The organism is Kitasatospora phosalacinea, assembly GCF_030268885.1.
Classification (GTDB): Bacteria; Actinomycetota; Actinomycetes; order Streptomycetales; family Streptomycetaceae; genus Kitasatospora; species Kitasatospora phosalacinea_C.
Genome location: NZ_BSSA01000029.1, coordinates 82,868 through 102,653 on the forward strand (window position 1 = coordinate 82,868; position 19,786 = coordinate 102,653).

A 19,786-nucleotide genomic window follows, 5' to 3' on the forward strand; every position below is an offset into this window, starting at 1 on the left:
GTGAGAAGCGGAGTGCGGGAAAGCGGGAGCAGCCCGCTACGGCGTGCGCAGCCCCGTCAGCAGGGCGGTGAGCACCCGGTGCAGCCGGGGCTCGACCTCGACGACGGCGTGCGCGAGGCGCGGGTCGCCGGTGTAGAGCTCCCGCAGTCGGGGGCCGGGGCTGGCGATCTGCCACAGGGCCCCGGCCATCCCGGTGGCGGTGGCCATCGTGTCGAGCACCTGCGCCTCGTCCAGGCCGAGCAGACGGCCCAACTCCTCGCCGATCAGCGCCACTTCGTGCAGGGTGAGCAGCTTGAAGGCGCGCACCGCCTCCAGCGAGACGTTGCGCTCCAGGTTGAGCGGGGCCTGGGCGAGCAGGTCGCAGAACACCGGCCGGGCCGCCAGCGTCGCGGCGAAGGCCCCGGCGACCTCGGCGGGGGTGGCGGCGGCCCGGGCCGCCAGGTCGGCGCGCAGCGCCGCGGACCACTCCCGCCAGCCCTGCGCGGTCAGTTCGAGGAAGATCTGCTCCCGCGTCTCGAAGTACCGCAGCAGTGCGGACTTGTGCATGCCGACCTCGGCGGCGATGTCGCCCAGGGAGACGTCGCGGACGCCGCGGGCCCGGAGCAACTCGCGGGCCGCGTCCAGGATCGCGGTCTCCCGCGCCTGCTTGGCCTCGGTGCTGCGGGCCCGTCGGAAGGCTGGCTGAGTCATGGCCCCATCATAGGAAGGTCTAAGAGAACGGTGTTGCGTTATTAAGAGAACGGTGTTGTACTAACTGCATGAGCGAAGAAGCGCGCACTGCGCAGCAGGTCTGGTTCGTCACCGGCTCCTCCCGCGGCATCGGCCGCGCCCTGGTCGCCGCCGCCCTCGACGCGGGCGACCTCGTCGTCGCCACCGCCCGCCGCCCCGAGGCGCTCCGCGCCGAGCTGGCGCAGTACGGCGACCGGGTGCTCGTCCTGCCGCTGGACGTCACCGACCCCGGGCAGGCCCGCGCGGCCGTGGACGCGGCGCTGGCCCGCTTCGGGCGCATCGACGTCCTGGTCAACAACGCCGGGTACGCCAACGTGTCGCCGGTGGAGAGCGCCGACGACGCCGACTTCCGCGCCCAGTTCGAGACCAACTTCTGGGGCGTCTACCACGTCACCAAGGCCGCGCTGCCCGCCCTGCGCCGCCAGGGCTCGGGCACCGTCGTCCAGTTCTCCTCGATCGGCGGGCGGGTCGGCGGCTCCCCGGGCATCGCCTCCTACCAGGCGGCCAAGTTCGCCGTGGACGGCTTCACCCGGTCGGTGGCGGCGGAGACCGCGCCGTTCGGCATCCGGTTCACCGTCGTCGAACCGAGCGGCTTCGCCACCGACTGGGCGGGCGACTCGATGACCGTCCACCCCGTCCCCGAGCCCTACGAGCAGACCGTCGGCGCGATGAACCGCCGGGTCCGCCAGGGGGAGTCCGGCGCTGCGGGCGATCCGGCACGGGCCGCCGAGATCCTGGTGCGCGTCGTCCGCCGCGGCGACGCCCCGGGCCACCTGCTGCTGGGCGCCAACGCGGTGAGCATGGCGCTCGACCACTCCCGCCGCCAGCTGGAGGAGGCGGGCGCCTGGGAGAAGGTCAGCCGCTCGGCCGACTTCGCCGAGCCGTACCCGGTGGAACTGCCGCCCCGGGCGGCCTGAGGCCCGGCCGCCGACCCGGTGCCCGCTCCGCGCCCGTCCCGCCCCCGCCTCCGGTTCCGCCGGGCGCGGGGGCGGCGGGGTCCAGGGCTTCGGGGTTCAGGGCTTCGGGGATTCAGGGCTTCGGGACGGGCGGGCGCGGTCCGGCGAACTCCAGGAGGGCCCGGTCGCAGCGGCCCGCGAAGGAGACCCGGGTGATCTCCGCCGGCCGGAACTTCGAGCGTTCGCCGCGCCGGCGGGCCCGGGGGCCCCTCGTGCAGCCGCACCGTCCGGCGGCCCGGGCCAAGGACCGAGCCGATCCAGCTCGCGCCCGGGGACCGGCGCTCCAGCTCCACCGCCACCAGGCCGTAGCGGGCGGAGGCGGCCGGCAGCAGTTCGCGCAGGTCGCGGCGGGGCGCCCCGGGGTCCCGGGGTCGATCGGATTCCCCCGCCCGGCGCCGCCTACAGGAAGACGCCGCGGCGCAGCGGCGCGGTGCTCGCCGGGTGGGCGCGCCGCTGCGCCGCGGCACCTCCTCATCGACGTGGCAGCGGCCGCTGGTCCGCTCGGCCGGGGCGGTGAGGATCGCGTGGGCCGCGTCGGCCACGGTCACCGGGGTCCGGCTGGTGCGGCGGGCCTCCTCCTCGCCGCGGGTCCCGGTGCACGAGTCGACGTGCACCGCCTCGTACGGATGACCGTGCACACGGTTGACGCGGTGACCGGCTGCTGTTCGCGGGCCGGAGGTCCGTCCGGGTTGTTCGGAGTGGAGGTCAAGTCCGAGAAAAGTGCGGGGATTGTGGGGGATTCTCCGGAGGGTCGCTCAACGGATCGAAGGGGGACGCCGACTGACTACCCTTCGGTGGTCACCGTTTCGGTGATCATTCGCATGTCTCTGCCACGGGGGTTATCCGCTCATGTCCGCACCACCGCCCTACCCCAACCAACCGTACGGGCAGCCGCCGGCCCCGCAGCCGTACGGCGCCCAGCCCTACGGCGCCCAACCCGCCTACGGGCAGTCGCCCGTGCCCGGGTCGCAGCCGCACGCGCCGCACGCGCCGTACGTCCAGCAGTCCGCGCCCGGACCGCGCCCACCGGCCGGTCCGTCGGCGCCGCGGCGCCGGAGCCCCGTGCAGGCGCTGCTGTCCGCCGGCATCGTGCTGGCGATCTTCGGTGGCGTTGCCTGGTACGTGTGGGACTACAACACGAGCCCCACCGGCGGCAAGGCCAAGGCGGAGGCGTCGCAGTCCGCGCGGGCGGCCGAGGCCAGGACGCACGATCCGCAGATCGGGGACTGCGTCAAGGTCGCCGACCCGGAGGGCCATCCGGTGCCGACCATCGTGGACTGCACCTCTCCCGAGGCCGAGTACAAGATGGCGGACCAACTGCTCGGTGAGGACAAGCACTGCAGCGAGAAGTTCGACTACGGCATCCGGTACGTCTCCAGCCGCAGGATCGACTCCACGCTCTGCTTCACCAAGATCCGTCACTGAGGCCGTCGCGGGCCTGCGGCCGAAGCCGCCCGCGCCTTCACCCGCCACCTGGCCGACCGGATCGCCCGCAACCCGCTGATCGGGCGCCAACTGCCCCGGCTCGCTGCGCAGTCCGGCCTCACCGTGCGCTCCGTCGTCCCCGTCACCCCGTTCTTCCACGACGTCCGCGAGGCCGACCGGGTGCTCGGACTGCAGCGCACCACCGAACGCGCCGTCACCGCCGGGTACCTGACCCCCGACCAGGCCCGGGACCGGCTCGACCACCTGGCGCACGGACCGTTCCCGGCCTCCGTCACCGTGTTCGTGATCGCCGCCGAACGGGCGGGCGGCTGACCGCACCGGGCGGGGCCGTCGGGGGAGCTGTCGGCGGGGCGCGTTAGGGTCCGGACCCATGAGCGAGACCCCGGCCCACCGCCCGCCCACCACCCGTCTGGTCGGCGGCGCGATCTGCGTCTACGACACCACCGGCCCGAGCTTCGGCGAGCTGGCGCCCGTCGCGGTGCTCCACCCGCGGGAGGGGGACGAGCCGTCCAGTTACGCGGTCGGCCACGACCTGACGCGGGCCTACTACGCCACGCTGGACGGTGCGGTCTGCACCGCCGCGGACGGCACCGAGCTGTGGCGCTCGGACATCGAGCCGAAGTGGTCCGACCACTACGGCCACCGCCCCAGCTGCGGACTCTCCCCGGACGGCCGCCACCTGTGGCTCTACCAGCCCGACGCGATGGCCGGCCGCGGCCGCGGCGACCGGTGGACGGTGCTGGACGCCGCCACCGGCGAAACGCTGGGCGGGTTCGACCTGGAGACCGTCGGTCACGGCGGCGTGCACCTCGCCCACCCCGGCAGCGGCGAGGTGCTGCTGGACGTCGGCGAGGGCCAGGACGGCACGGTCGTCTTCCGCGGCTCGTTCACCGACGGCACGCCGCAGCTGGTGACCTACCCGTGGACCGACCGCTGCCTGATCGACCTCTCCCCGGACGGCCGCCACTTCCTGACCGTCGACCACGGGCAGGGGGACCTCACCGTGCACGCCTACCCCGACGGCGAGGCCGTGTTCACCCTCACCGTCGACGACTTCGGCTACGACGGCGAGGAGTGCGAGGCCGTGATCGAGTGGACCGGCGGCTACCTCGACCCGGACACCCTCGCGGTGGTGCTGTGCGGCGAGGTCGAGGAGAGCGGGGAGGAGTGGTTGCGCAGCTTCCGGGTCGACGCGCGCACCGGCCGGATCCTCGGCGCGTTCGACTCCGGCGCCGAGGACTCCTACGACCTCCGCCCGCTCGGCGACGGCAGCTGGCTCACCACCGCCGACTCCGGCCACCCCGTGCGCCGCACCCTGCCCGCCACCGCCCCGACCGCCTGACGGACTGCCCGACGGCCGGTCCGGCGGGCCGTCTGACGACCCGCCCGACGGCCCGCCGCCCGTCCGCTCAGGAGTTCCACCAGGCCGGGCGGACCCGCAGCGACTCCTCCTTGACGCAGGCCAGCCCGTTGACGACCTCCCGGGCGTGCAGGTCCCAGCCGACCACGCCGTTGCCCTCGCGGCGCAGCTCGATCAGCCGGGACTGCTCGCTGTGCGCACCGGCCGCGACCTCGCAGCGCAGGACGGTGTCCCAGGCCAGCCCGTCCAGCGCGGCCGCGAACGCCGTCACCGGCAGGACCAGCACCGTCAGCAGCAGCGCAGCCCACTGCTCGGCCGCCACCAGCCGCAGCCGCCACGGCGCCGGGGGGACGGCGGCCGGGCGGCCCGCGTCGTGCGGGCGGCCGTGCGGGCGGGGGCGGCGGCCCGCGCGGTACTCCTGGACCAGGCCCTGCCGCAGCGCCAGCGAGGCCAGCAGCACCCCCAGTCCCCACCACGGCCCGTAGAACACCCAGCACAGCACGCCCATCGCCAGCGGGTTCACCAGCGTCAGCGCCACCGTCCGGGCCACCGCGCCCGCCGAGCGCCCGCTCGGGACGGCGCCGCGGGCCGCGAACAGGGCGAACACCACCCGGGAGGTCACCACCGCCGCCAGGGAACCCAGCAGCGGACGGGTCGTCACCATGCCGACCAGCACCTCGCCGAGGTTCGGCACGCCCATGGTGGTGACCACCTCGCGGGTGTGCGAGCCGCCGCCGACCGTCCAGGCGATCTTCACCAGCGGGACCGCCGCGAGCAGCGCCAGCAGCACGGTGTGCCCCGGCCCGCCCCTGCGGTCCAGCTCGGCGCGTCCGTCCGCCGTTCCCTCTGCCATCTGCGACCGCCTCCCGTGCGCCCTGCCGTTGCGTCGTTGCGTCGTTGCGGCGGGATGCATTGCCGGTGCGCACCCCGGCGACCCAGCAGGTCACCGGTGCGGGTGACGGCTTGCGCCAGGCGGACGAGGGGAGGGTCGCGGGAGCTCAGGGCCGGGCGGGCCTGCGGGCCTCGAAGAGGGTGCGGGACATGGTGGAGACGAACACGCCCTCGCGTTCGATCCGTTCGTGCAGGTCGCGCAGCCGCTCGCGGTAGCGGTCGACGGTGAAGTCCGGGACCGTCCAGATCACCTTGCGCAAGAACCAGACCACCGCGCCGACGTCGAAGAACTCCAGCCGCAGCCGCTCGTTGCGGCACTGCACCACCTCCAGCCCCGCCGCCCGGGCCTCGCGGGCCTCCACCTCGTGCTCGCGGGCGGTGGGCACGGCGAACGGGCCGAGGAAGAACGCGCTGAGCTCGACGTTGGTGCGCCCGCCCACGTGCTGGGCGAAGTAGGTGCCGCCGGGGGCCAGCACCCGGGCGATCTCCGGGAAGTCCACCCGCGCCGGGTGACGGCTGGTCACCAGGTCGAACGCGCCGTCCGCGAACGGCAGCGGCGCGTCCTGGGGCGAGGCCACCAGGACGGCGCCCAGCGGGTGCAGCAGCCGGGTCGCCCGGGCGGCGTTCGGCGGCCAGCCCTCGGTCGCCACCAGGGTCCGCGGGAAGTTCGCCGCGCCCGCGCCCGCGAGCACCTCGCCGCCGCCCGTCTGCACGTCCAGCGCCGCGGAGGCGGCCGCGAGCCGCTCGCCGAGCAGCCGCTGGTACCCCCAGGACGGGCGCTGCTCGGTGGCCCGGCCGTCCAGCCAGCCGAAGTCCCACCCCTCGACGGAGGCGGCCGCGGCCTCGTCGACCAGGGCGTCGAACGATCGGTGCGTCAATCGGTCCATGGCGAGCATCCAAGCACGTCGGGGCCGGTGCGGCAGGGGATTTAACGACCCGTGGTAGCTTCCCGACGGGGTGTCGGCATCCTCTTGACTTAGGTTAGCCTAACCTAAATAATCGAGGTGATTCGATCTCTGGAGGCCCGCCCGATGTCCAGCCCCGACCAGCAGCCCGCCGCCTTCTCCGCCCTCCTCCGCACCGCCAGTGCGGAGGAGCACCGGACGGCCGAACAGTCCCCCTTCATGGGCGACCTGCTCGCCGGGCGGCTCGGCGTCCAGGCGTACACCGCCCTCACCGGCCAGCTCTGGTACGTCTACCGCGCCCTGGAGTCCCGCCTCGACGCCCTCGCCGCCCACCCCGTCACCGGCCCGTTCGTCGACCGGGCCCTGCTGCGCACCGCCGCGCTCGAACGCGACCTCGACCACCTGGCCGGCCCCGACTGGCGCGACACCCTCGCCCCGCTGCCCGCCACCGAGGCGATCGGCGCCCGGATCGCCGAACTCGCCGAGACCTGGCCGGCCGGCTACCTCGCGCACCACTACACCCGCTACCTCGGCGACCTGTCGGGCGGTCAGGTCATCCGCGGCGTCGCCGAACGCACCTGGGGCTTCGAGCGCAAGGGCGACGGCGTCCGGTTCTACGTCTTCGAGGAGATCGACAACCCCGCCGCGTTCAAGCGCGACTACCGCGCCAGGCTGGACGCCGCGGGCGAGCTGATGGACGAGGTCGAACGCCGCCGGGTCGCCGAGGAGTGCAGGCGCGCCTTCGTCCTCAACGGCGCGGTGTTCGGCGAACTCGGCGGGCGGTACCCGCTGAGCGCCTGAACGCCCGGCCGCCCCGGGGCCCGGCACGGAACCGTTCCCGTGCCGGGCCCCGTCGTGTCCGGAAGAAGGGGCCGGGGCGGGTGACGCCGCAGCCGGAGGCTCGGGCATCATCGTCCGCATGAGCGACGCGCACGACGACCGGCTGGCCACCCTCTGGCAGGGCTTCCTCGACCTGCCCTTCCCGCAGAGCTGCTACCGGCGCTCGCCCGCCGGCGAGGACCTGGTGCTGCTGGAGAGCCATCTGGCCGGCTGCGTGTCCGCCGCGCTGACCGGACCGCTCGACGAACGCCGCAGAACGGCCCTGCGCACCGGCATAGCCACCGTCCACCGCATCCTGCCCGAACTCGCCGACGACCCCGAGGCCGCCGACTACTTCACCCGGCTGCGCGAACTGGCCGTGCTGGCGGGCGAACGCTAGACCCCTGCCGGGGAGCACGCCGGGAGCACCCCGGGAGCACGCCGGTGGGCCCGTACGGGGGCGGGGGTTCCGTACGGGCCCGGGCGGTTCCGGGGTCCTACGCGCGGTCGGAGGAGCGGCGGCGCACCAGGACGGTGGTCGCCCCGCCCACCAGGAGCAGCCCGGCCGCGGTCGCCAGCAGGGGGACGGTGCCGGAGCCGCCGCCGGTGAAGGCCAGTTCACCGGCGGTGTCGCCGGAGGTGGTGAGGGTGGCGCCACCGGTCGTGGCGCCACCGGTCGTGGTGGTGCCGGTACCGGTGGTGGCGCCGGAGGGCGGCAGGGTGGCGCCCTCGTCGAAGGAGAGGACCACGGTCACCGGGGCCAGGGCCTTGCCCTCCTCGTACAGGCCGAAGACCGGCGTGCCCTCGGCCGTCAGCACCGCCGGGACCTGGCGCAGCGTCACCACGCCGCCGACCGGGGTGAGGTCGGCCCCCGACAGGTCGAGCTTCGCGATCCGGGCCGCCGTCAGTTCGGTCACCGCCCCGCCCGAACGGGCGTGGGCGACCACGTCCGCCACCAGGTACGCGCCGGAGGCGTCCACCCGGACGCCCGGCTTCGACAGCGTGGTGTCCAACTCGTAGTGCCCGTCGGCGGCCCGGTGCCCGAGGAAGCGCACCGACCCGGCGAAGTCCGCCGACAGCGCGTGGGTGTCCGTCCGGTAGCTGCCGCTGCCCGACCCGAACCGGTAATCGGCCGCGCCGCCGCCGAACTCCACCTTCCCGGCCGCGATCGGCCCCGTCACGTAGGCCGCGAAGTCCGGCTGCACGCCCCACTCCAGCCGCCCGTCGACGATCGCCAGCTCCTTGCCCACCGGGGTGGTGGGGGACGGTTCGGTGGAGGTGGAGGGGGATGTGGAGGGGGAGGTGGAGGGGACCGGGGAGGTGCTGGGTTCGGTGGAGGCAGAGGCAGAGGCAGAGGCAGAGGCGGAGGGCTGGGTGCTGGGCTTCGCGGAGGCGGAGGCGGAGGCGGAGGCGGTGGCGGAGGCGGAGGCGGAGGCGGAGGCGGTGGGGGCGGCGGTGGGGGCCTGCTTGAGGACGATCGACAGCGGGTCCAGGGCGGTGCCCGCCGGGTAGAACCCCGCGAACGCCTTCGTGCCCTCGGCGGTCAGGGTGGCGGCGGTGGCCCCGCCGTTGGTGGTGTCGCGGGCGACGGTGAACGTGGCCAGCGGGACGTCCTCGCGGAGGGTCGGGGCGGTCGCGCCGATGCTCTCCTTCGAGGCGGTGTCGGCGGTCAGCGTGCCGGTGGTGCCCTCGGTGCTGATCCGCAGGTCGCTCAGCGCGACGTCCAGCGCGCCGTCGTGGGCGAGGAAGCGCACCCCGCCGTCGAACGCGGCGCTCAGTCGGTGCGTCGTGGTGTCGTAGCCCGCGGACGCCAGGTTGAAGTGGTACGAGCCGTCCGCGTTGACGGTCGCCCCGCCGCTCAACGCGACGCTCCCGCCACCGGCCGGGCCGGTCACGTAGCTGCGGAAGCTCGCCTTGACGCCCCAGTCCAGTGAGCCGGTGCCGTAGGTGACGGTGGCGGGGGCGTCGGTGCCGAAGGCGAGGGAGGGCAGGCCGAAGGCGGTCAGGCCGAGGCCCGCGGTCGCGGCGGCGAGAGCGGCCAGCCGGGTGCGGTTGCGGCGCTGGGCGGGGGTGTGGGACATGGGTGTGGTTCTCCGGGATCGGTGTGTGGTGGGACGGGGCGAGACGGGCTCGGTCAGGGGCCCGGGGAACGGCGGGCTCGGGGCTGCTGCGGGTGCACTGCCGGTGCGTGCGGTGGCTTCGGGTTCTGTTACTGCGACCCGAAGCAGCACGGGCACACCGGTGGGCTCCGGCCGGCAGCAGCTCGGACCCGCCGTTCCCCGGGCCCCTGACGGGGCCCTCGTGGCGGGGCCCCCGTGAAGGGCCCTCGTGAGGGGGCGCTGTCAGCGCTTGCGGCGACGGCGGATGGCGACGGTGGTGGTCGTGGCGGCTGCTGCGGTGAGGAGGAGGGCGAGGGCGGTGATCGGAGCGCTGGGGGAGGAGGGAGTGGCGGCCGCGGTGGGGGTGGTGTCGGCGGGTGAGGGGCTGGGGGCGGGGCCGAGGTCGGGGAGCGGGGGGACGGTCGCGGTGGGGGTGAGGGGGAGGTGGACGGTGAGCGGGTCCAGTGCGGTGCCTGCGGGGTAGAGGTGGCCGAAGGCGTTCGCGCCGGTGGGGGTGAGGGTCAGGGGGAGGTCGGTGGCGCTGAGGAGGCCGTTCTCGGCCGTCAGGGCGCTCGCGTCGAAGGTGGCGATCTCGACGGGGGCCGGGGCGCGGGTGGTGCCGTCGGGGGTGCGGCCGGAGACGGTGACGGTGAGGTGGCCCTCGGGGCCGGTGGTGGTGAGGCGGGGATCGGCGAGGGTGAGGTCGAGGCCGAGGGTGCTCCCCTCGCGCAGGCCGGTGAAGCGGACGGTGCCGGTGAAGGTGGCGTCGAGGGTGCGGGTGGCCGGGTTCCAGGTGCCGCGGGCGGGCGTCCAGCGGAAGAAGGCCCCGCCGTCGGCCGCGCCGTCGGCCGGCTGCCAACTCCCCCGGGCGACGGAGCCGGTGACGTAGTCGCGGAAGGTGCGGCGGACGCCCCAGTCGAGCGCGCCCCGGTCGAGGACGGTGGCGGTGGTGGCAGGGGTGGTGGCCGCGGACGGGGCGGTGCTCGCGGGCGGGGTGGGGGTCGGCGACGGGGCGGGGGGCGGGGAGGGCGCGGCGGCCGGGGCCTTGAGGGTGACGGAGAAGGTGAGCGGGTCGAGTGCGGTGCCCGCGGGGTAGAAGCCGCCGAAGGCGGCGGCCCCGGCGGAGGTGAGCGTCGCGGGGACGTTGCTGAGGGTGAGGGTGCCGGTGGCGTTCTCGAGCGGGACGCCGGTGAGCGAGAGGTCGGCGAGGCGGGCCTGGCTGGTGCTGGTGGTCCGGCCGCTCTCCCGGGACTTGGAGCTGACGTCCGCGTAGAGGGCGGCGCCGCCGTTCGCGGTGGTCCTGACGGTGGGGCGGGAGACGGTGAGGTCGAGCGCGTCGGCGCCGTTCTCCCGGTGGCCGGTGAAGCGGACGCCGCCCTGGAAGGCGGCGGAGAGCGCGCCGGTGGCGGGGTCGTAGCTGCCGGTCGCGGAGTGGAAGCGGAAGACCGACCCGCCGACGGTGGCCGCGCCGCCGGTGAGGGTCCAGGTGCCCTGGGCGATCGGCCCGGTGACGTAGCTCAGGAAGGACTGCTTGACGCCCCAGTCGAGCCGCCCGCCGGAGACGGCGGGGGTGCCGGGGTCGGCCGCGGCGGCCCGGTCGGGGAGCCAGGCGAGGGCGAGCAGCAGGGCGAGCGGCAGCGCGAGAGCGGTGCGCAGCCGTCCGGCCGGGCGGCGGGGCGGTACGGGGGGCCGTCCGGGGACGGGCATGGCGGATCACTCCTCGGCGGAGGGGAAGCGGGCAGGCGGCAGGGGACGCGGGGGAAGCGACCCCCCTGTCGAATTTAGGTAAGGCTAACCTAATATATGGGTCAAGTGTCCCGCCCCCGCCCCCTCAGGTCGGCCCCGACGGGACGTCAACGCACCGAGAAAGGCCCGAGGTTGACCCGCCCCCTCCGCGACCGGACCAGAACCGCGCCCGCCGTCCTGCTCACCGTCCTCGGACTCCTGCTCGGCGCGAGCGCCTGCGCCACCGGCCGGGCCGCCCCCACCGACCCCAAGGCGCCCGCCGCGGCCGCCGCGGAGCCCGACCGGATCGAGGCGCTGCCCGACGTCCCCGTCCCCCGACTGCCCGTCACCGTCCCCTCCGCGGACGGCCGACAGGTCACCGTCACCAGCGCCGAGCGGATCGTCCCGCTCAACGGCAGCCTCGCCGAGCTGGTGTTCAGCCTCGGCCTCGGCGACCGGGCGGTGGCCCGGGACGTGTCCACCACCTTCGAACAGGCCGCGAAGCTCCCCGTCATCACCCAGGCCCACGAGGTCTCCGCCGAGGGCGTGCTCTCCCTGCACCCCACCGTGGTGCTCGCCGACCGCAGCACCGGACCGGCCGAGGCCGTCGCGCAGATCCGGGCCGCGGGCGTCCCGCTGATCGTCCTGGACGACGCCAAGCAGCTCTCCGACATCGGCCCCCGGATCGACGCCGTCGCCGCCGCCCTCGGCGTCCCCGGCGCCGGTGCGCAGCTCAAGGAGCGGACGCAGCGCCAACTCGCCGAGGTGCAGGCGCAGTTCCCGGCGGCCGCCACCCGTCCCAAGGTGGCGTTCCTGTACCTGCGCGGCAGCGCCTCGGTCTTCCTGCTCGGCGGCCCCGACTCCGGCGCGCCCTCGCTGATCGCGGCCGCGGGCGGCGAGGACGCGGGCACCGCCGCCCACCTCACCGGCGACTTCACCCCGCTCACCAGCGAGGCCCTGGTCGAGGCCGCGCCCGACGCGATCCTGGTGATGCGCAAGGGCCTGGAGTCGGTCGGCGGCGTCGACGGGCTGCTCGAACTGCCCGGCGTCGCCCAGACCCCCGCCGGACTCGACCGCCGGATCGTCCCGGTCGACGACGGCCGCCTGCTCGCCTACGGTCCGCGCACCCCCCAGGTGCTGCGCGAGATCGCCACCCAGCTGCACCGGGAGGCCCGGTGACCACCGCCGCCCCGCCCGAGCGCCCCGCCCCCGTCCGGGAGGAGGAGCCCGTCCGCGACCGGCGACCGCTGCTGCTGGCCGCCCTCACCGTCGCCCTGCTCGCCTGCGCCCTGCTCGCCGCCGGGACGGGCGCGTACGCCATCCCGCTCGGCGACCTCCTCGCCTCGCTCGCCCACCGCGCCCACCTCGGCGGCCACGCACTGGAGCGCGTCCCCGAATCGGTGCTGTGGAACGTCCGGCTGCCCCGGGTGGTGCTCGCCCTGCTGGTCGGCGCCGCGCTCGGCTGCGCCGGGGCGCTGACGCAGGGCGTGTTCGGCAACCCGCTGGCCGAACCCGCCGTGATTGGCGTCTCCTCCGGCGGCGCGGTCGGCGCCGTCGCCTGCATCGTGCTCGGCCTGGACGCCCTCGGCTCGTGGACCGTCACCGCCGCCGCGTTCGCCTCCGGCCTGCTCACCGTCGGCGCCGTCTACGCCCTGTCGCGCAGCGGCGGCCGCACCGAGGTGGTCACCCTGCTGCTCACCGGCGTCGCCGTCAACGCGTTCTGCGGCGCCCTGATCGGCCTGCTGCTGTTCACCGCCGACACCGCCGCGATCAGCCAGGTGACGTTCTGGCAGCTCGGCTCGCTCTCCCAGGCCGGCTGGACGAAGGTGCTGGCGGTGCTGCCGTTCGCGGCCCTCGGCCTGGCCGTCGCCCCCCGCTACGCCCGCCGCCTCGACCTGCTCGCGCTCGGCGAACGCCCCGCCCGGCACCTGGGCGTGGACGTCGAACGGATGCGGATCGTGCTGGTCACCGCGGTCGCGCTGCTCACCGCCGCCGCCGTCGCGGTCAGCGGCGTCATCGGCTTCGTCGGCCTGGTCGTCCCGCACCTGCTGCGGATGCTCGCCGGGCCCGGCCACCGCTTCCTGCTGCCCGCCTCCGCCGTCGGCGGCGCGCTCGTCCTGGTCGCCGGGGACCTCGCCGCCCGCACCCTGGCCGCCCCCGCCGAACTCCCGCTCGGCGTCCTGACCGCATTCATCGGCAGCCCGTTCTTCTTCTGGCTGCTGCGCCGCACCCGACGCCGCCAGGGAGGCTGGGCATGACCGCACTGCTGGAGGCCGGAGGCATCGGGTGCACCGTCGGGGGACGGGAGCTGCTGGCGGACGTCGACCTGGCCGTGCACGCCGGGGAGATCCTGGCGCTGCTCGGCCCCAACGGCGCCGGGAAGTCCACCCTGCTGTCCGTGCTGGCGGGCGACCGGCGCCCGGACCGCGGCGAGGTGCGGATCGACGGCCGCCCGCTGGCCGCGTACCGGCCCGCCGAACTCGCCCGCCGCCGCGCCCTGCTGCCGCAGACCCACGAGGTGTCCTTCCCGTTCCCCGCCGCCGAGGTGGTCCGGATGGGACGCGCCCCCTGGACCGGCCGCTGCTCCGCCGCCGAGGACGAGGCGGCCGTCGCCCGCGCGACGACCGCCACCGACTGCGCGCACCTCGCCGGACGGCCCTTCACCGCGCTCTCCGGGGGCGAACGCGCCCGGGTCGCGCTCGCCCGGGTCCTCGCCCAGGACACCGCCCTGCTGCTGCTCGACGAACCCACCGCCGCGCTCGACCTGCGCCACCAGGAACTCGTGTTGCGGATCGCCCGGGAACGTGCCGACGCCGGACGCGGCGTGGTCGTCGTCCTGCACGACCTCACGCTCGCCGCCGCGCACGCCGACCGGATCGCCCTGCTGGACGCCGGACGCACCGTCGCCACCGGCTCCACCAGGGAGGTCCTGGACGCCGAACTGCTCGGCCGGGTCTACCGCCACCCCGTCGAGGTGCTGGCGCACCCGCGCGGGGGCGCGCCGATCGTGCTGCCCGAGCGCCCCCGCGGAGCAGATTGACGGATCGTCGGCCCGGGAAGACCACCCGGTGGTGGGCGACCGAACGGGCGAGATCAGGGCCGGGGCGCGGTCCGGGCGGGTGACCCGGCCGATCCGAGCACATGGCCGAGCCGGGTCCGGGTAACCGCACCAGCAGGAACCGGACCACCCGGACACCCGGAGGCACCACGATGACCCTCACCATGACCCTGCTGCTCACCCCGCTGATCGTCGCCGCAGCCGTCACCGCGACCCGCGCCCCCGGCCGCCGCGGCCGCCACCGTGCCGCCCCGCGCGGCCGCCAGTCCTGACCGACCGACAGCCCTGACCGACCGACGGTCCTGGCGTGCCGTCAGTTCCGGTCGGCCGTCACCCGCGCCGCTCGGGCGGCTTCTCGCACCCGGCCCGGAAGCAGTGGCTGCGGCCGAGGAGACCCGGGGCGGCGATCCGCACCCGCCGCACGTCCTGATCCACGGCCTGACGCCCCGTCACCGGCTGGCGCCGCCCCGGTGGCGGTGGGCGGCCACCCGGGTGCGGGAGGCGCAGGCGGGGGAGCAGTAGCGGCGCGGGCTGCCGGTGCCGGTGCCCAGGTGGAGGGTGCGGCAGCCGGTGGCCGCGCACTCGCCCCAGACCGGGCGGCCGTGCTCGGTCAGCAGCTGGGCCAGGGCCAGCGCGCTCGACGCCAGGAACCACTCGCCCCAGCCGGCGTCCTCGCGGTCCGCGTGCAGGTGCCAGGGGTGGCCGTCGTGCCGGGACAGTCGGGGGGCGACGGCGTGCTCGGCCAGGACCGCGTTCAGGGCGGCCGCCGCCAGGTCCGGGTCCGGCTCGGCGAGCAGATCGGCCATCCGCCGGGCGGCGTCCCGCAGTTCGCGCAGGTCGGTGGCGGAGAAGGCGTCCGGCGTCAGCTCCTCCGGGCGCTCGCCGTGGCGCACCAGCAGGGGCACCGCCACCTCGCGAGGCAGGTTGGGGTGGGTGCGGACGGCGTTCGCGAGGTCGACCAGGCGCTGGGCGGTGCGGAAGCCCCGGGTGTTCGTGCGGGTGCTCATGCGGGTGCCCTCCTGGAGTCGGTGCCGCTGCCGCTGCCGGTACCGGCGCTGGCGCGGGGAGCTTGCGCCCCGACGGTGTAACGTCTTTCGATGATAAGCCGTTACGGGGGGTGTCGGGTGCTGCTCCGCTACACGTCCGTCGCGTTCCTGGCCCGCTCGGCCGACGAGGGGGCCGCCGTGGCGACGGTCCTGCTCGCCCTGCACCGCACGGGCGACGCGGCGCCCGGCGCGTTCGTCCTCGCCGCCTGGACGGCCCCGCACGTGCTGGCCGCACCGCTGACCGGTGCCCTGGCGGCCCGCACCCGCCGCCCCCGGCTCCTGCACGCCGCCGCGCTCGGCGGCTTCGCCGCGGCCCTGGCCGTCCTCGCCGTCGGCCTCGGCCGCCTCCCGCTCCCGCTCGTCCTCACCGTCGCCGCACTCGGCGGCTGCTGCGGGCCCGTCGTCTCGGGCGGACTCTCCGCCCTGCTCACCCGGCTGCCGCCGGACCGGGCCCACCCGAGCGGACGGGCGCGGGCGGAGGGGGCGGCGCGGGCGCAGGCGTGGGACGCGGTGACCTACAACGCGGCCGCCGTGGCCGGGCCCGGACTCGTCGCGCTGCTCGCCGCCCGCGGTTCCCCGGCCGCCGCGACGGCGGTGCTGGTGGCCGCCGCCGGGTGCGCGGCCGTCCTGACCACCCTCCTGCCGCCGGTCGCCCCGCTCGACGGTCCGCCGTCCGGTCGGCTGCGCCGGAGCCTGGGGGAGGGGCTGCGGACGGTGTGGCGGCGGCCCGAACTGCGGGCCGTCACCGCCGCGACCTCCGTGGCCTTCCTGGGCCTCGGCGGTCTGACCAGCACCGGCGTGCTGTTCGCCGCGCGGTCGGGGCGGGAGTCGGCGGGCGGCCTCCTGCTGACCGCGTTCGCGCTCGGCGCGCTGGCCGGGACGCTGCTGCTCACCCGGCCGTGGGCCCGGGTGGCGCCGCGACGGCTGGTCGTGGTCGGCCTGGCGGGAACGGGCGCCGGGCTCGCGCTGGCGGTGGCGGTGCCGGTGCTGCCGGTGGCGGTCGGCTGCTTCGCGGTGGCGGGCGCGGGCGACGGCCTCGTGCTGACGGCGACGCTGCGGATCCGGGCCGCGTACTCCCCGCCGCACCGGCTGGCCCAGGTGTTCACGCTGGGGGCCGGGCTGAAGGTGTCCGCCGCCGCGGCCGGCTCCGCCCTCGCCGGGACGGCCACCGTCCACTCCGCGCCCCGGTACCTGCTCGGCATCGCCGCGCTGCAACTGGCGGCCGCGCTGCTGTACACCGCGTTCGGCCGCCCAGCACGGGACTGACCCGGCGTCAGGCGGCGGGCCCGTTCCGGCCGGCCGGGGATCCGGCGCGGTTCCGGGAGCGTCGCTCCGGCGGAGCGGCCGACCGGTGCACGGGGCCGCGGGTGGAGGTGCAGCAGGCGGAGGTGCCGCAGGCGGTCGGTGCCGGGGAGGGCCGCGGGGGCCGCCCCGCGGTGGTGGTCACGGGCGGGTGCGCCGGTCGATCAGGGCGGCGAGGCCGTCGAGGATGCGGGCGAGGCCGAAGTCGAAGGCGTTGTCGCGGCCCCCGGGAGGTTCGGTGAGGGCGGCGGCGAGGGCGGGGTAGCGGGTGGCGTGGGTGTGGACCAGGGGGACGAGGGCGCGCAGCATCTCGGCCTCGGGGGAGCCGGTGGCGGACTGGCGGTGCTGGGCGGCGAGGGTGCGGACGTGGCCGACGAGCAGGACGGCGGCGTCCATGCGTTCGGCGCCGGACAGGCCGTGGCCGTCGAGGACGGCCACCACCCGTTCCAGCCAGGCGAGTTCGCGCGGGCCGGTGGGGCGGGGGGCGGCGAGGGCGTCCAGTAGCCAGGGGCGGGCGGTGAGGACGGCGGACATCCGGTGCGCCCAGTCGGTGAGCTGCTCGCGCCAGGGGGCGTCGCTCGGGGGCGGCGGCTCGCCCACGGCGTGCTCGACCATCAGGGCGACCAGTTCGGCCTTGCCCGGGACGTAGCGGTACAGCGCCATCTTGGTGTGGCCGAGCAGCCCCGCGACCCGCTGCATGGAGAGCGCGGCCAGGCCCTCGGCGTCCGCGGCCTCGATCCCGGCGCGGGCGATCGACTCCAGGGTGAGGCCCGGTTTCGGCCCCCTGGTCGGCCGGGCGGGCGGCTCCCACAGCAGCCGCAGCGCCGGGTGCGGTTCGGTCACGGCCCCTCCTCGTTCCACGGGCCGGCCTTGTGCTCGACCCACAACTGTGTCTACCGTACACAGCAAGGAACTGCGTCCGATGGACGCAATTAACAGGGAGGACCCCCGTGCGGATCCTGATCTCCGGCGCCGGCATCGGCGGCCCCGCGCTCGCGCACTGGCTCGCCCGGTACGGGCACCGGCCCACCGTGGTCGAACTCGCCCCCGAGCTGCGGGCGGGCGGGCAGTCCGTCGACTTCCGCGGACCCACCCACCTGACCGTGCTGCGGCGGATGGGCCTGCTGGACGAGCTGCGCGAACGGCAGACCGGCGGCACCCCGATGACCTTCACCGACCTGCGCGGCCGCACCCGGCTGCACCTGCCCGCCGAGTTCGCCGGGGGCGAGGTGGAGATCCGGCGCGGCGAACTCGTCCAGCTGCTGCACCGGCACAGCGCCCCCGGCACCGAGTACCTGTTCGGCGACACCGTCACCGCCCTGCGGCAGGACGTCGACGGCGTCGACGTCACCTTCCGGCATGCCCCCGCGCGCCGCTTCGACCTGGTGATCGGCGCCGACGGCCTGCACTCCCGCGTCCGCGCCCTCGCCTTCGGCCCCGAACGGCAGTACGTCCGCCACCTCGGCTACTACGCCGCCACCTGGCCCTTCGCCAACCGCCTCGGCCTGCCCGCCGGAACCACCGGCGCCAACACCCCCGGCCGGCTCGCCGCCGCCGGGGCCGACCCCCACGACCCCGGGCGCGCCGGGGCCTTCCTGCTGTTCGCCTCGCCCGAACTCGCCCTCGACCGGCACGACCCCGCCGCGCTCAAGGCCCTGCTGCGCGAGCGCTTCGGCGACCTGCCGCACCCCGTCCCGCAGCTGCTCGCCACCCTCGACGAGGTCGCCGACCGCGACCTGTACGTCGACTCGATCAGCCGCGCCGACGTCCCCGCCTGGTCCGACGGGCGGATCGCCCTGCTCGGCGACGCCGCCTGCGGCGCCACCATCGGCGGCATGGGCACCGGCACCGCCCTGGTCGCCGCGTACGTCCTGGCCGCCGAACTCGCCCGCGCCGACGGCGACCACCGCACCGCCCTCACCCGCTACGAGCGCACCGTCCGCCCCTACGCCGAACGCTGCCAGCGCGGCGGCGACCGCACCGGCCCCTTCCTCGCCCCGCGCACCGCCCGCGGGCTGTGGCTGCGCAACACCCTGCTGAGCCGACCCGCCCTGCTGAACCGGATGCTCGCCCTGGGGGAGGACGTCGCCACCCTCGACCTGCCCGAACCCGCCCCCGTACCGCAGGGGCGCGGCGCGGGGGAGCGGTAGCCTTGTTCCACGGAATTCACGAGGAACGGGGTGGGCGCCGTGGCGGACCGGGCCGCGAAGAGCGAGCTGTACGAGGCATTCGCCGCCACCGGCAAGGCCCTCTCCAGCGGCAAGCGGCTCGAACTGCTCGACCTGCTCGCCCAGGGCGAACGCACCGTCGAAGCACTCGCCCGCACCGCCGGACTCAACCTCACCACCGCCTCCGCCCACCTGCAGACCCTCAAGCAGGCCGGACTCGTCGCCACCCGCCGCGACGGCGTCCGCATCCACTACCGCCTCGCCGGGGACGACGTCGCCGCCCTCTACGACCAGCTCCGCCGGGTCGCCGCCCGCCACCAGGCCGCCGTCGCCCCCGCCCGCACCGCCTACCTCGGCCCGGAGGAGGACGAGGCGCTCACCCGGGACGAGATGCGCACCCGGCTCGCCGCCGGACGGGCCGTCACCCTCGACGTCCGCCCCGCCGAGGAGTACGCCGCCGGGCACATCCCCGGCGCCCGCTCCATCCCGCTCGACGAACTCGCCGCCCGGATCGACGAGCTCCCCGCCGACACCGAGATCGTCGTCTACTGCCGCGGCGCCTACTGCGCCCTCGCCCACGACGCCGTCCGCCTGCTGCGCGCCCGCGGCCGCCGCGCCCTGCGGCTCGACGACGGCATGCTCGAATGGCGCCTCGCCGACCTGCCGGTCGAGGCCGCCTGAGCGGGACGGCACCTGCGGGGGCCGGCCGGAGCCGGTCGCGACCAGGCCGGACTCGTGGGCCAGGACGGCGAGTTGGACGCGGTCGCGGTCGCGCAGCTCGGACAGCGGGCTCGCGACGCGGGTCCTGGCGGTGCCCGGGCTGATGCGCAGACGGGCGGCGAGTTCGGCGTCGGACGGGCCGCGGCCGACCAGGACCAGGACCTCGCGCTCGCGGGCGGTGACCCGGGGAGGAGGAGCGGCACTGCCCGGGGCCGCCGGCTCCTGGACCGCCTTCGCGGCCTGGGCGGTGGTGTCGGTCGGGGTGGTGGTGTCGGTCGGGTTGGCCCTGGTGGTCGTCGGCCGCCGGGACGCGTGGTTCCCGGGGCCGGTGGTGGCCCGGCGAGGGGGCGGCGGAGGGGCGCTGTGAAAGTTTCCGGGGAGTTACCGGTTTCGAAGCCCCTCCCGAAGTGGGACGCGACGTGTACGGAGTGTCCTTTCGACGGCTGTTCGACAGTGGTGCGACCGGGCGAAAGGCAGCCAAGGACGCTCGGCGGGGCGGGAGTTCGCGGCGCCCGGGGCGGCGGTTCGCGGTGCGCGGGCCCTGCCGCCGGGGCCGGTCGGG

20 protein-coding genes are annotated in these 19,786 nt (G+C 76.1%); 13 read left to right on the forward strand and 7 right to left on the reverse strand.

What is annotated here, in order from left to right; genetic code table 11:
* Positions 1-36: 36 nt before the first annotated feature.
* Positions 37-690 carry a TetR family transcriptional regulator gene (locus QSK52_RS31015; protein WP_285739539.1) on the reverse strand — a complete coding sequence of 218 codons (654 nt, stop codon included), beginning with the start codon at positions 688-690 and terminating at the stop codon, positions 37-39.
* Between the two features lie 68 nt (positions 691-758).
* On the opposite strand from QSK52_RS31015, the gene QSK52_RS31020 reads away from it, so the two are divergent.
* The 4 genes from QSK52_RS31020 to QSK52_RS31035 all read left to right on the forward strand — a co-directional run bounded on the left by QSK52_RS31020 (position 759) and on the right by QSK52_RS31035 (position 4,473).
* Positions 759-1,646 carry an SDR family NAD(P)-dependent oxidoreductase gene (locus QSK52_RS31020; RefSeq protein ID WP_285739540.1) on the forward strand — a complete coding sequence of 296 codons (888 nt, stop codon included), beginning with the start codon at positions 759-761 and terminating at the stop codon, positions 1,644-1,646.
* An 888-nt stretch (positions 1,647-2,534) separates the two neighbouring features.
* On the forward strand, positions 2,535-3,110 hold the full coding sequence (locus tag QSK52_RS31025) for an LppU/SCO3897 family protein (RefSeq protein WP_285739541.1): 576 nt from the start codon (positions 2,535-2,537) through the stop codon (positions 3,108-3,110).
* A gap of 123 nt (positions 3,111-3,233) precedes the next feature.
* Positions 3,234-3,443, forward strand: coding sequence for a hypothetical protein (locus tag QSK52_RS31030; RefSeq protein ID WP_285739542.1), 210 nt, complete (start codon positions 3,234-3,236; stop codon positions 3,441-3,443).
* Positions 3,444-3,501: 58 nt separating this feature from the next.
* Positions 3,502-4,473: a hypothetical protein gene (locus tag QSK52_RS31035; protein ID WP_285739543.1), complete on the forward strand. Its 972-nt coding sequence runs from the start codon at positions 3,502-3,504 to the stop codon at positions 4,471-4,473.
* Between the two features lie 67 nt (positions 4,474-4,540).
* Here the strand turns inward: QSK52_RS31035 and QSK52_RS31040 are convergent, their stop codons facing one another.
* Both QSK52_RS31040 and QSK52_RS31045 read right to left on the reverse strand, forming a co-directional pair.
* Positions 4,541-5,344, reverse strand: a complete 804-nt coding sequence (locus tag QSK52_RS31040; protein WP_285739544.1) for a hypothetical protein — start codon at positions 5,342-5,344, stop codon at positions 4,541-4,543.
* Positions 5,345-5,489: 145 nt separating this feature from the next.
* Positions 5,490-6,278 carry a class I SAM-dependent methyltransferase gene (locus QSK52_RS31045; protein ID WP_435053406.1) on the reverse strand — a complete coding sequence of 263 codons (789 nt, stop codon included), beginning with the start codon at positions 6,276-6,278 and terminating at the stop codon, positions 5,490-5,492.
* A gap of 135 nt (positions 6,279-6,413) precedes the next feature.
* On the opposite strand from QSK52_RS31045, the gene QSK52_RS31050 reads away from it, so the two are divergent.
* Both QSK52_RS31050 and QSK52_RS31055 read left to right on the forward strand, forming a co-directional pair.
* Positions 6,414-7,088, forward strand: a complete 675-nt coding sequence (locus QSK52_RS31050) for a heme oxygenase (biliverdin-producing) (protein WP_285739566.1) — start codon at positions 6,414-6,416, stop codon at positions 7,086-7,088.
* A 118-nt stretch (positions 7,089-7,206) separates the two neighbouring features.
* The gene (locus tag QSK52_RS31055) at positions 7,207-7,506 is read left to right on the forward strand and encodes a hypothetical protein (protein ID WP_285739546.1); all 300 of its coding nucleotides are present in this window, start codon (positions 7,207-7,209) and stop codon (positions 7,504-7,506) included.
* A gap of 97 nt (positions 7,507-7,603) precedes the next feature.
* Here the strand turns inward: QSK52_RS31055 and QSK52_RS31060 are convergent, their stop codons facing one another.
* Both QSK52_RS31060 and QSK52_RS31065 read right to left on the reverse strand, forming a co-directional pair.
* Positions 7,604-9,187 (reverse strand): HtaA domain-containing protein, encoded by a 1,584-nt coding sequence (locus QSK52_RS31060; protein ID WP_285739547.1) that lies wholly within the window; start codon positions 9,185-9,187, stop codon positions 7,604-7,606.
* A 261-nt stretch (positions 9,188-9,448) separates the two neighbouring features.
* A complete protein-coding gene (locus QSK52_RS31065) occupies positions 9,449-10,912 on the reverse strand; it encodes an HtaA domain-containing protein (protein WP_285739548.1) in 1,464 nt (487 codons plus the stop codon).
* Positions 10,913-11,083: 171 nt separating this feature from the next.
* Here QSK52_RS31065 and QSK52_RS31070 point away from each other — a divergent pair, with 171 nt between their 5' ends.
* From QSK52_RS31070 to QSK52_RS31080, 3 genes are read left to right on the forward strand one after another with little or no spacing between them, the layout of a single operon-like run.
* Positions 11,084-12,109 carry a heme/hemin ABC transporter substrate-binding protein gene (locus QSK52_RS31070; protein WP_435053407.1) on the forward strand — a complete coding sequence of 342 codons (1,026 nt, stop codon included), beginning with the start codon at positions 11,084-11,086 and terminating at the stop codon, positions 12,107-12,109.
* Entirely contained in the window at positions 12,106-13,188 is a 1,083-nt protein-coding gene (locus QSK52_RS31075) for a FecCD family ABC transporter permease (RefSeq protein ID WP_285739549.1), read from the forward strand. The genes QSK52_RS31070 and QSK52_RS31075 overlap by 4 nt, the downstream gene beginning before the upstream one ends.
* A complete protein-coding gene (locus QSK52_RS31080; protein WP_285739550.1) occupies positions 13,185-13,970 on the forward strand; it encodes a heme ABC transporter ATP-binding protein in 786 nt (261 codons plus the stop codon). Before QSK52_RS31075 ends, QSK52_RS31080 begins: the two co-directional genes overlap by 4 nt.
* Before the next feature lie 467 nt (positions 13,971-14,437).
* Here the strand turns inward: QSK52_RS31080 and QSK52_RS31085 are convergent, their stop codons facing one another.
* A complete protein-coding gene (locus tag QSK52_RS31085; RefSeq protein ID WP_285739551.1) occupies positions 14,438-14,995 on the reverse strand; it encodes a CGNR zinc finger domain-containing protein in 558 nt (185 codons plus the stop codon).
* A 117-nt stretch (positions 14,996-15,112) separates the two neighbouring features.
* On the opposite strand from QSK52_RS31085, the gene QSK52_RS31090 reads away from it, so the two are divergent.
* A complete protein-coding gene (locus QSK52_RS31090; protein WP_285739552.1) occupies positions 15,113-16,300 on the forward strand; it encodes an MFS transporter in 1,188 nt (395 codons plus the stop codon).
* 177 nt (positions 16,301-16,477) lie between these two features.
* On the opposite strand, the gene QSK52_RS31095 is transcribed toward QSK52_RS31090, so the two are convergent.
* Positions 16,478-17,179, reverse strand: a complete 702-nt coding sequence (locus QSK52_RS31095; RefSeq protein WP_285739553.1) for a TetR/AcrR family transcriptional regulator — start codon at positions 17,177-17,179, stop codon at positions 16,478-16,480.
* 107 nt (positions 17,180-17,286) lie between these two features.
* On the opposite strand from QSK52_RS31095, the gene QSK52_RS31100 reads away from it, so the two are divergent.
* The 3 genes from QSK52_RS31100 to QSK52_RS31110 all read left to right on the forward strand — a co-directional run bounded on the left by QSK52_RS31100 (position 17,287) and on the right by QSK52_RS31110 (position 19,591).
* Complete coding sequence (locus QSK52_RS31100; protein WP_352230330.1) at positions 17,287-18,486, forward strand: FAD-dependent monooxygenase; 1,200 nt, start codon at positions 17,287-17,289, stop codon at positions 18,484-18,486.
* A 30-nt stretch (positions 18,487-18,516) separates the two neighbouring features.
* Entirely contained in the window at positions 18,517-19,185 is a 669-nt protein-coding gene (locus tag QSK52_RS31105) for an ArsR/SmtB family transcription factor (RefSeq protein ID WP_285739554.1), read from the forward strand.
* Between the two features lie 142 nt (positions 19,186-19,327).
* On the forward strand, positions 19,328-19,591 hold the full coding sequence (locus QSK52_RS31110) for a hypothetical protein (RefSeq protein ID WP_285739555.1): 264 nt from the start codon (positions 19,328-19,330) through the stop codon (positions 19,589-19,591).
* Positions 19,592-19,786: the final 195 nt, after the last annotated feature.

What these genes read in the sequence shown, in the direction of transcription:
- QSK52_RS31015 (WP_285739539.1), bottom strand. Translation starts at nt 690, where the DNA reads ATGACTCAGCCAGCCTTCCGACGGGCCCGCAGCACCGAGGCCAAGCAG.
- QSK52_RS31020 (WP_285739540.1), top strand. Translation starts at nt 759, where the DNA reads ATGAGCGAAGAAGCGCGCACTGCGCAGCAGGTCTGGTTCGTCACCGGC.
- QSK52_RS31025 (WP_285739541.1), top strand. Translation starts at nt 2,535, where the DNA reads ATGTCCGCACCACCGCCCTACCCCAACCAACCGTACGGGCAGCCGCCG.
- QSK52_RS31035 (WP_285739543.1), top strand. Translation starts at nt 3,502, where the DNA reads ATGAGCGAGACCCCGGCCCACCGCCCGCCCACCACCCGTCTGGTCGGC.
- QSK52_RS31040 (WP_285739544.1), bottom strand. Translation starts at nt 5,344, where the DNA reads ATGGCAGAGGGAACGGCGGACGGACGCGCCGAGCTGGACCGCAGGGGC.
- QSK52_RS31045 (WP_435053406.1), bottom strand. Translation starts at nt 6,278, where the DNA reads ATGCTCGCCATGGACCGATTGACGCACCGATCGTTCGACGCCCTGGTC.
- QSK52_RS31050 (WP_285739566.1), top strand. Translation starts at nt 6,414, where the DNA reads ATGTCCAGCCCCGACCAGCAGCCCGCCGCCTTCTCCGCCCTCCTCCGC.
- QSK52_RS31055 (WP_285739546.1), top strand. Translation starts at nt 7,207, where the DNA reads ATGAGCGACGCGCACGACGACCGGCTGGCCACCCTCTGGCAGGGCTTC.
- QSK52_RS31060 (WP_285739547.1), bottom strand. Translation starts at nt 9,187, where the DNA reads ATGTCCCACACCCCCGCCCAGCGCCGCAACCGCACCCGGCTGGCCGCT.
- QSK52_RS31065 (WP_285739548.1), bottom strand. Translation starts at nt 10,912, where the DNA reads ATGCCCGTCCCCGGACGGCCCCCCGTACCGCCCCGCCGCCCGGCCGGA.
- QSK52_RS31080 (WP_285739550.1), top strand. Translation starts at nt 13,185, where the DNA reads ATGACCGCACTGCTGGAGGCCGGAGGCATCGGGTGCACCGTCGGGGGA.
- QSK52_RS31085 (WP_285739551.1), bottom strand. Translation starts at nt 14,995, where the DNA reads ATGAGCACCCGCACGAACACCCGGGGCTTCCGCACCGCCCAGCGCCTG.
- QSK52_RS31110 (WP_285739555.1), top strand. Translation starts at nt 19,328, where the DNA reads ATGCGCAGACGGGCGGCGAGTTCGGCGTCGGACGGGCCGCGGCCGACC.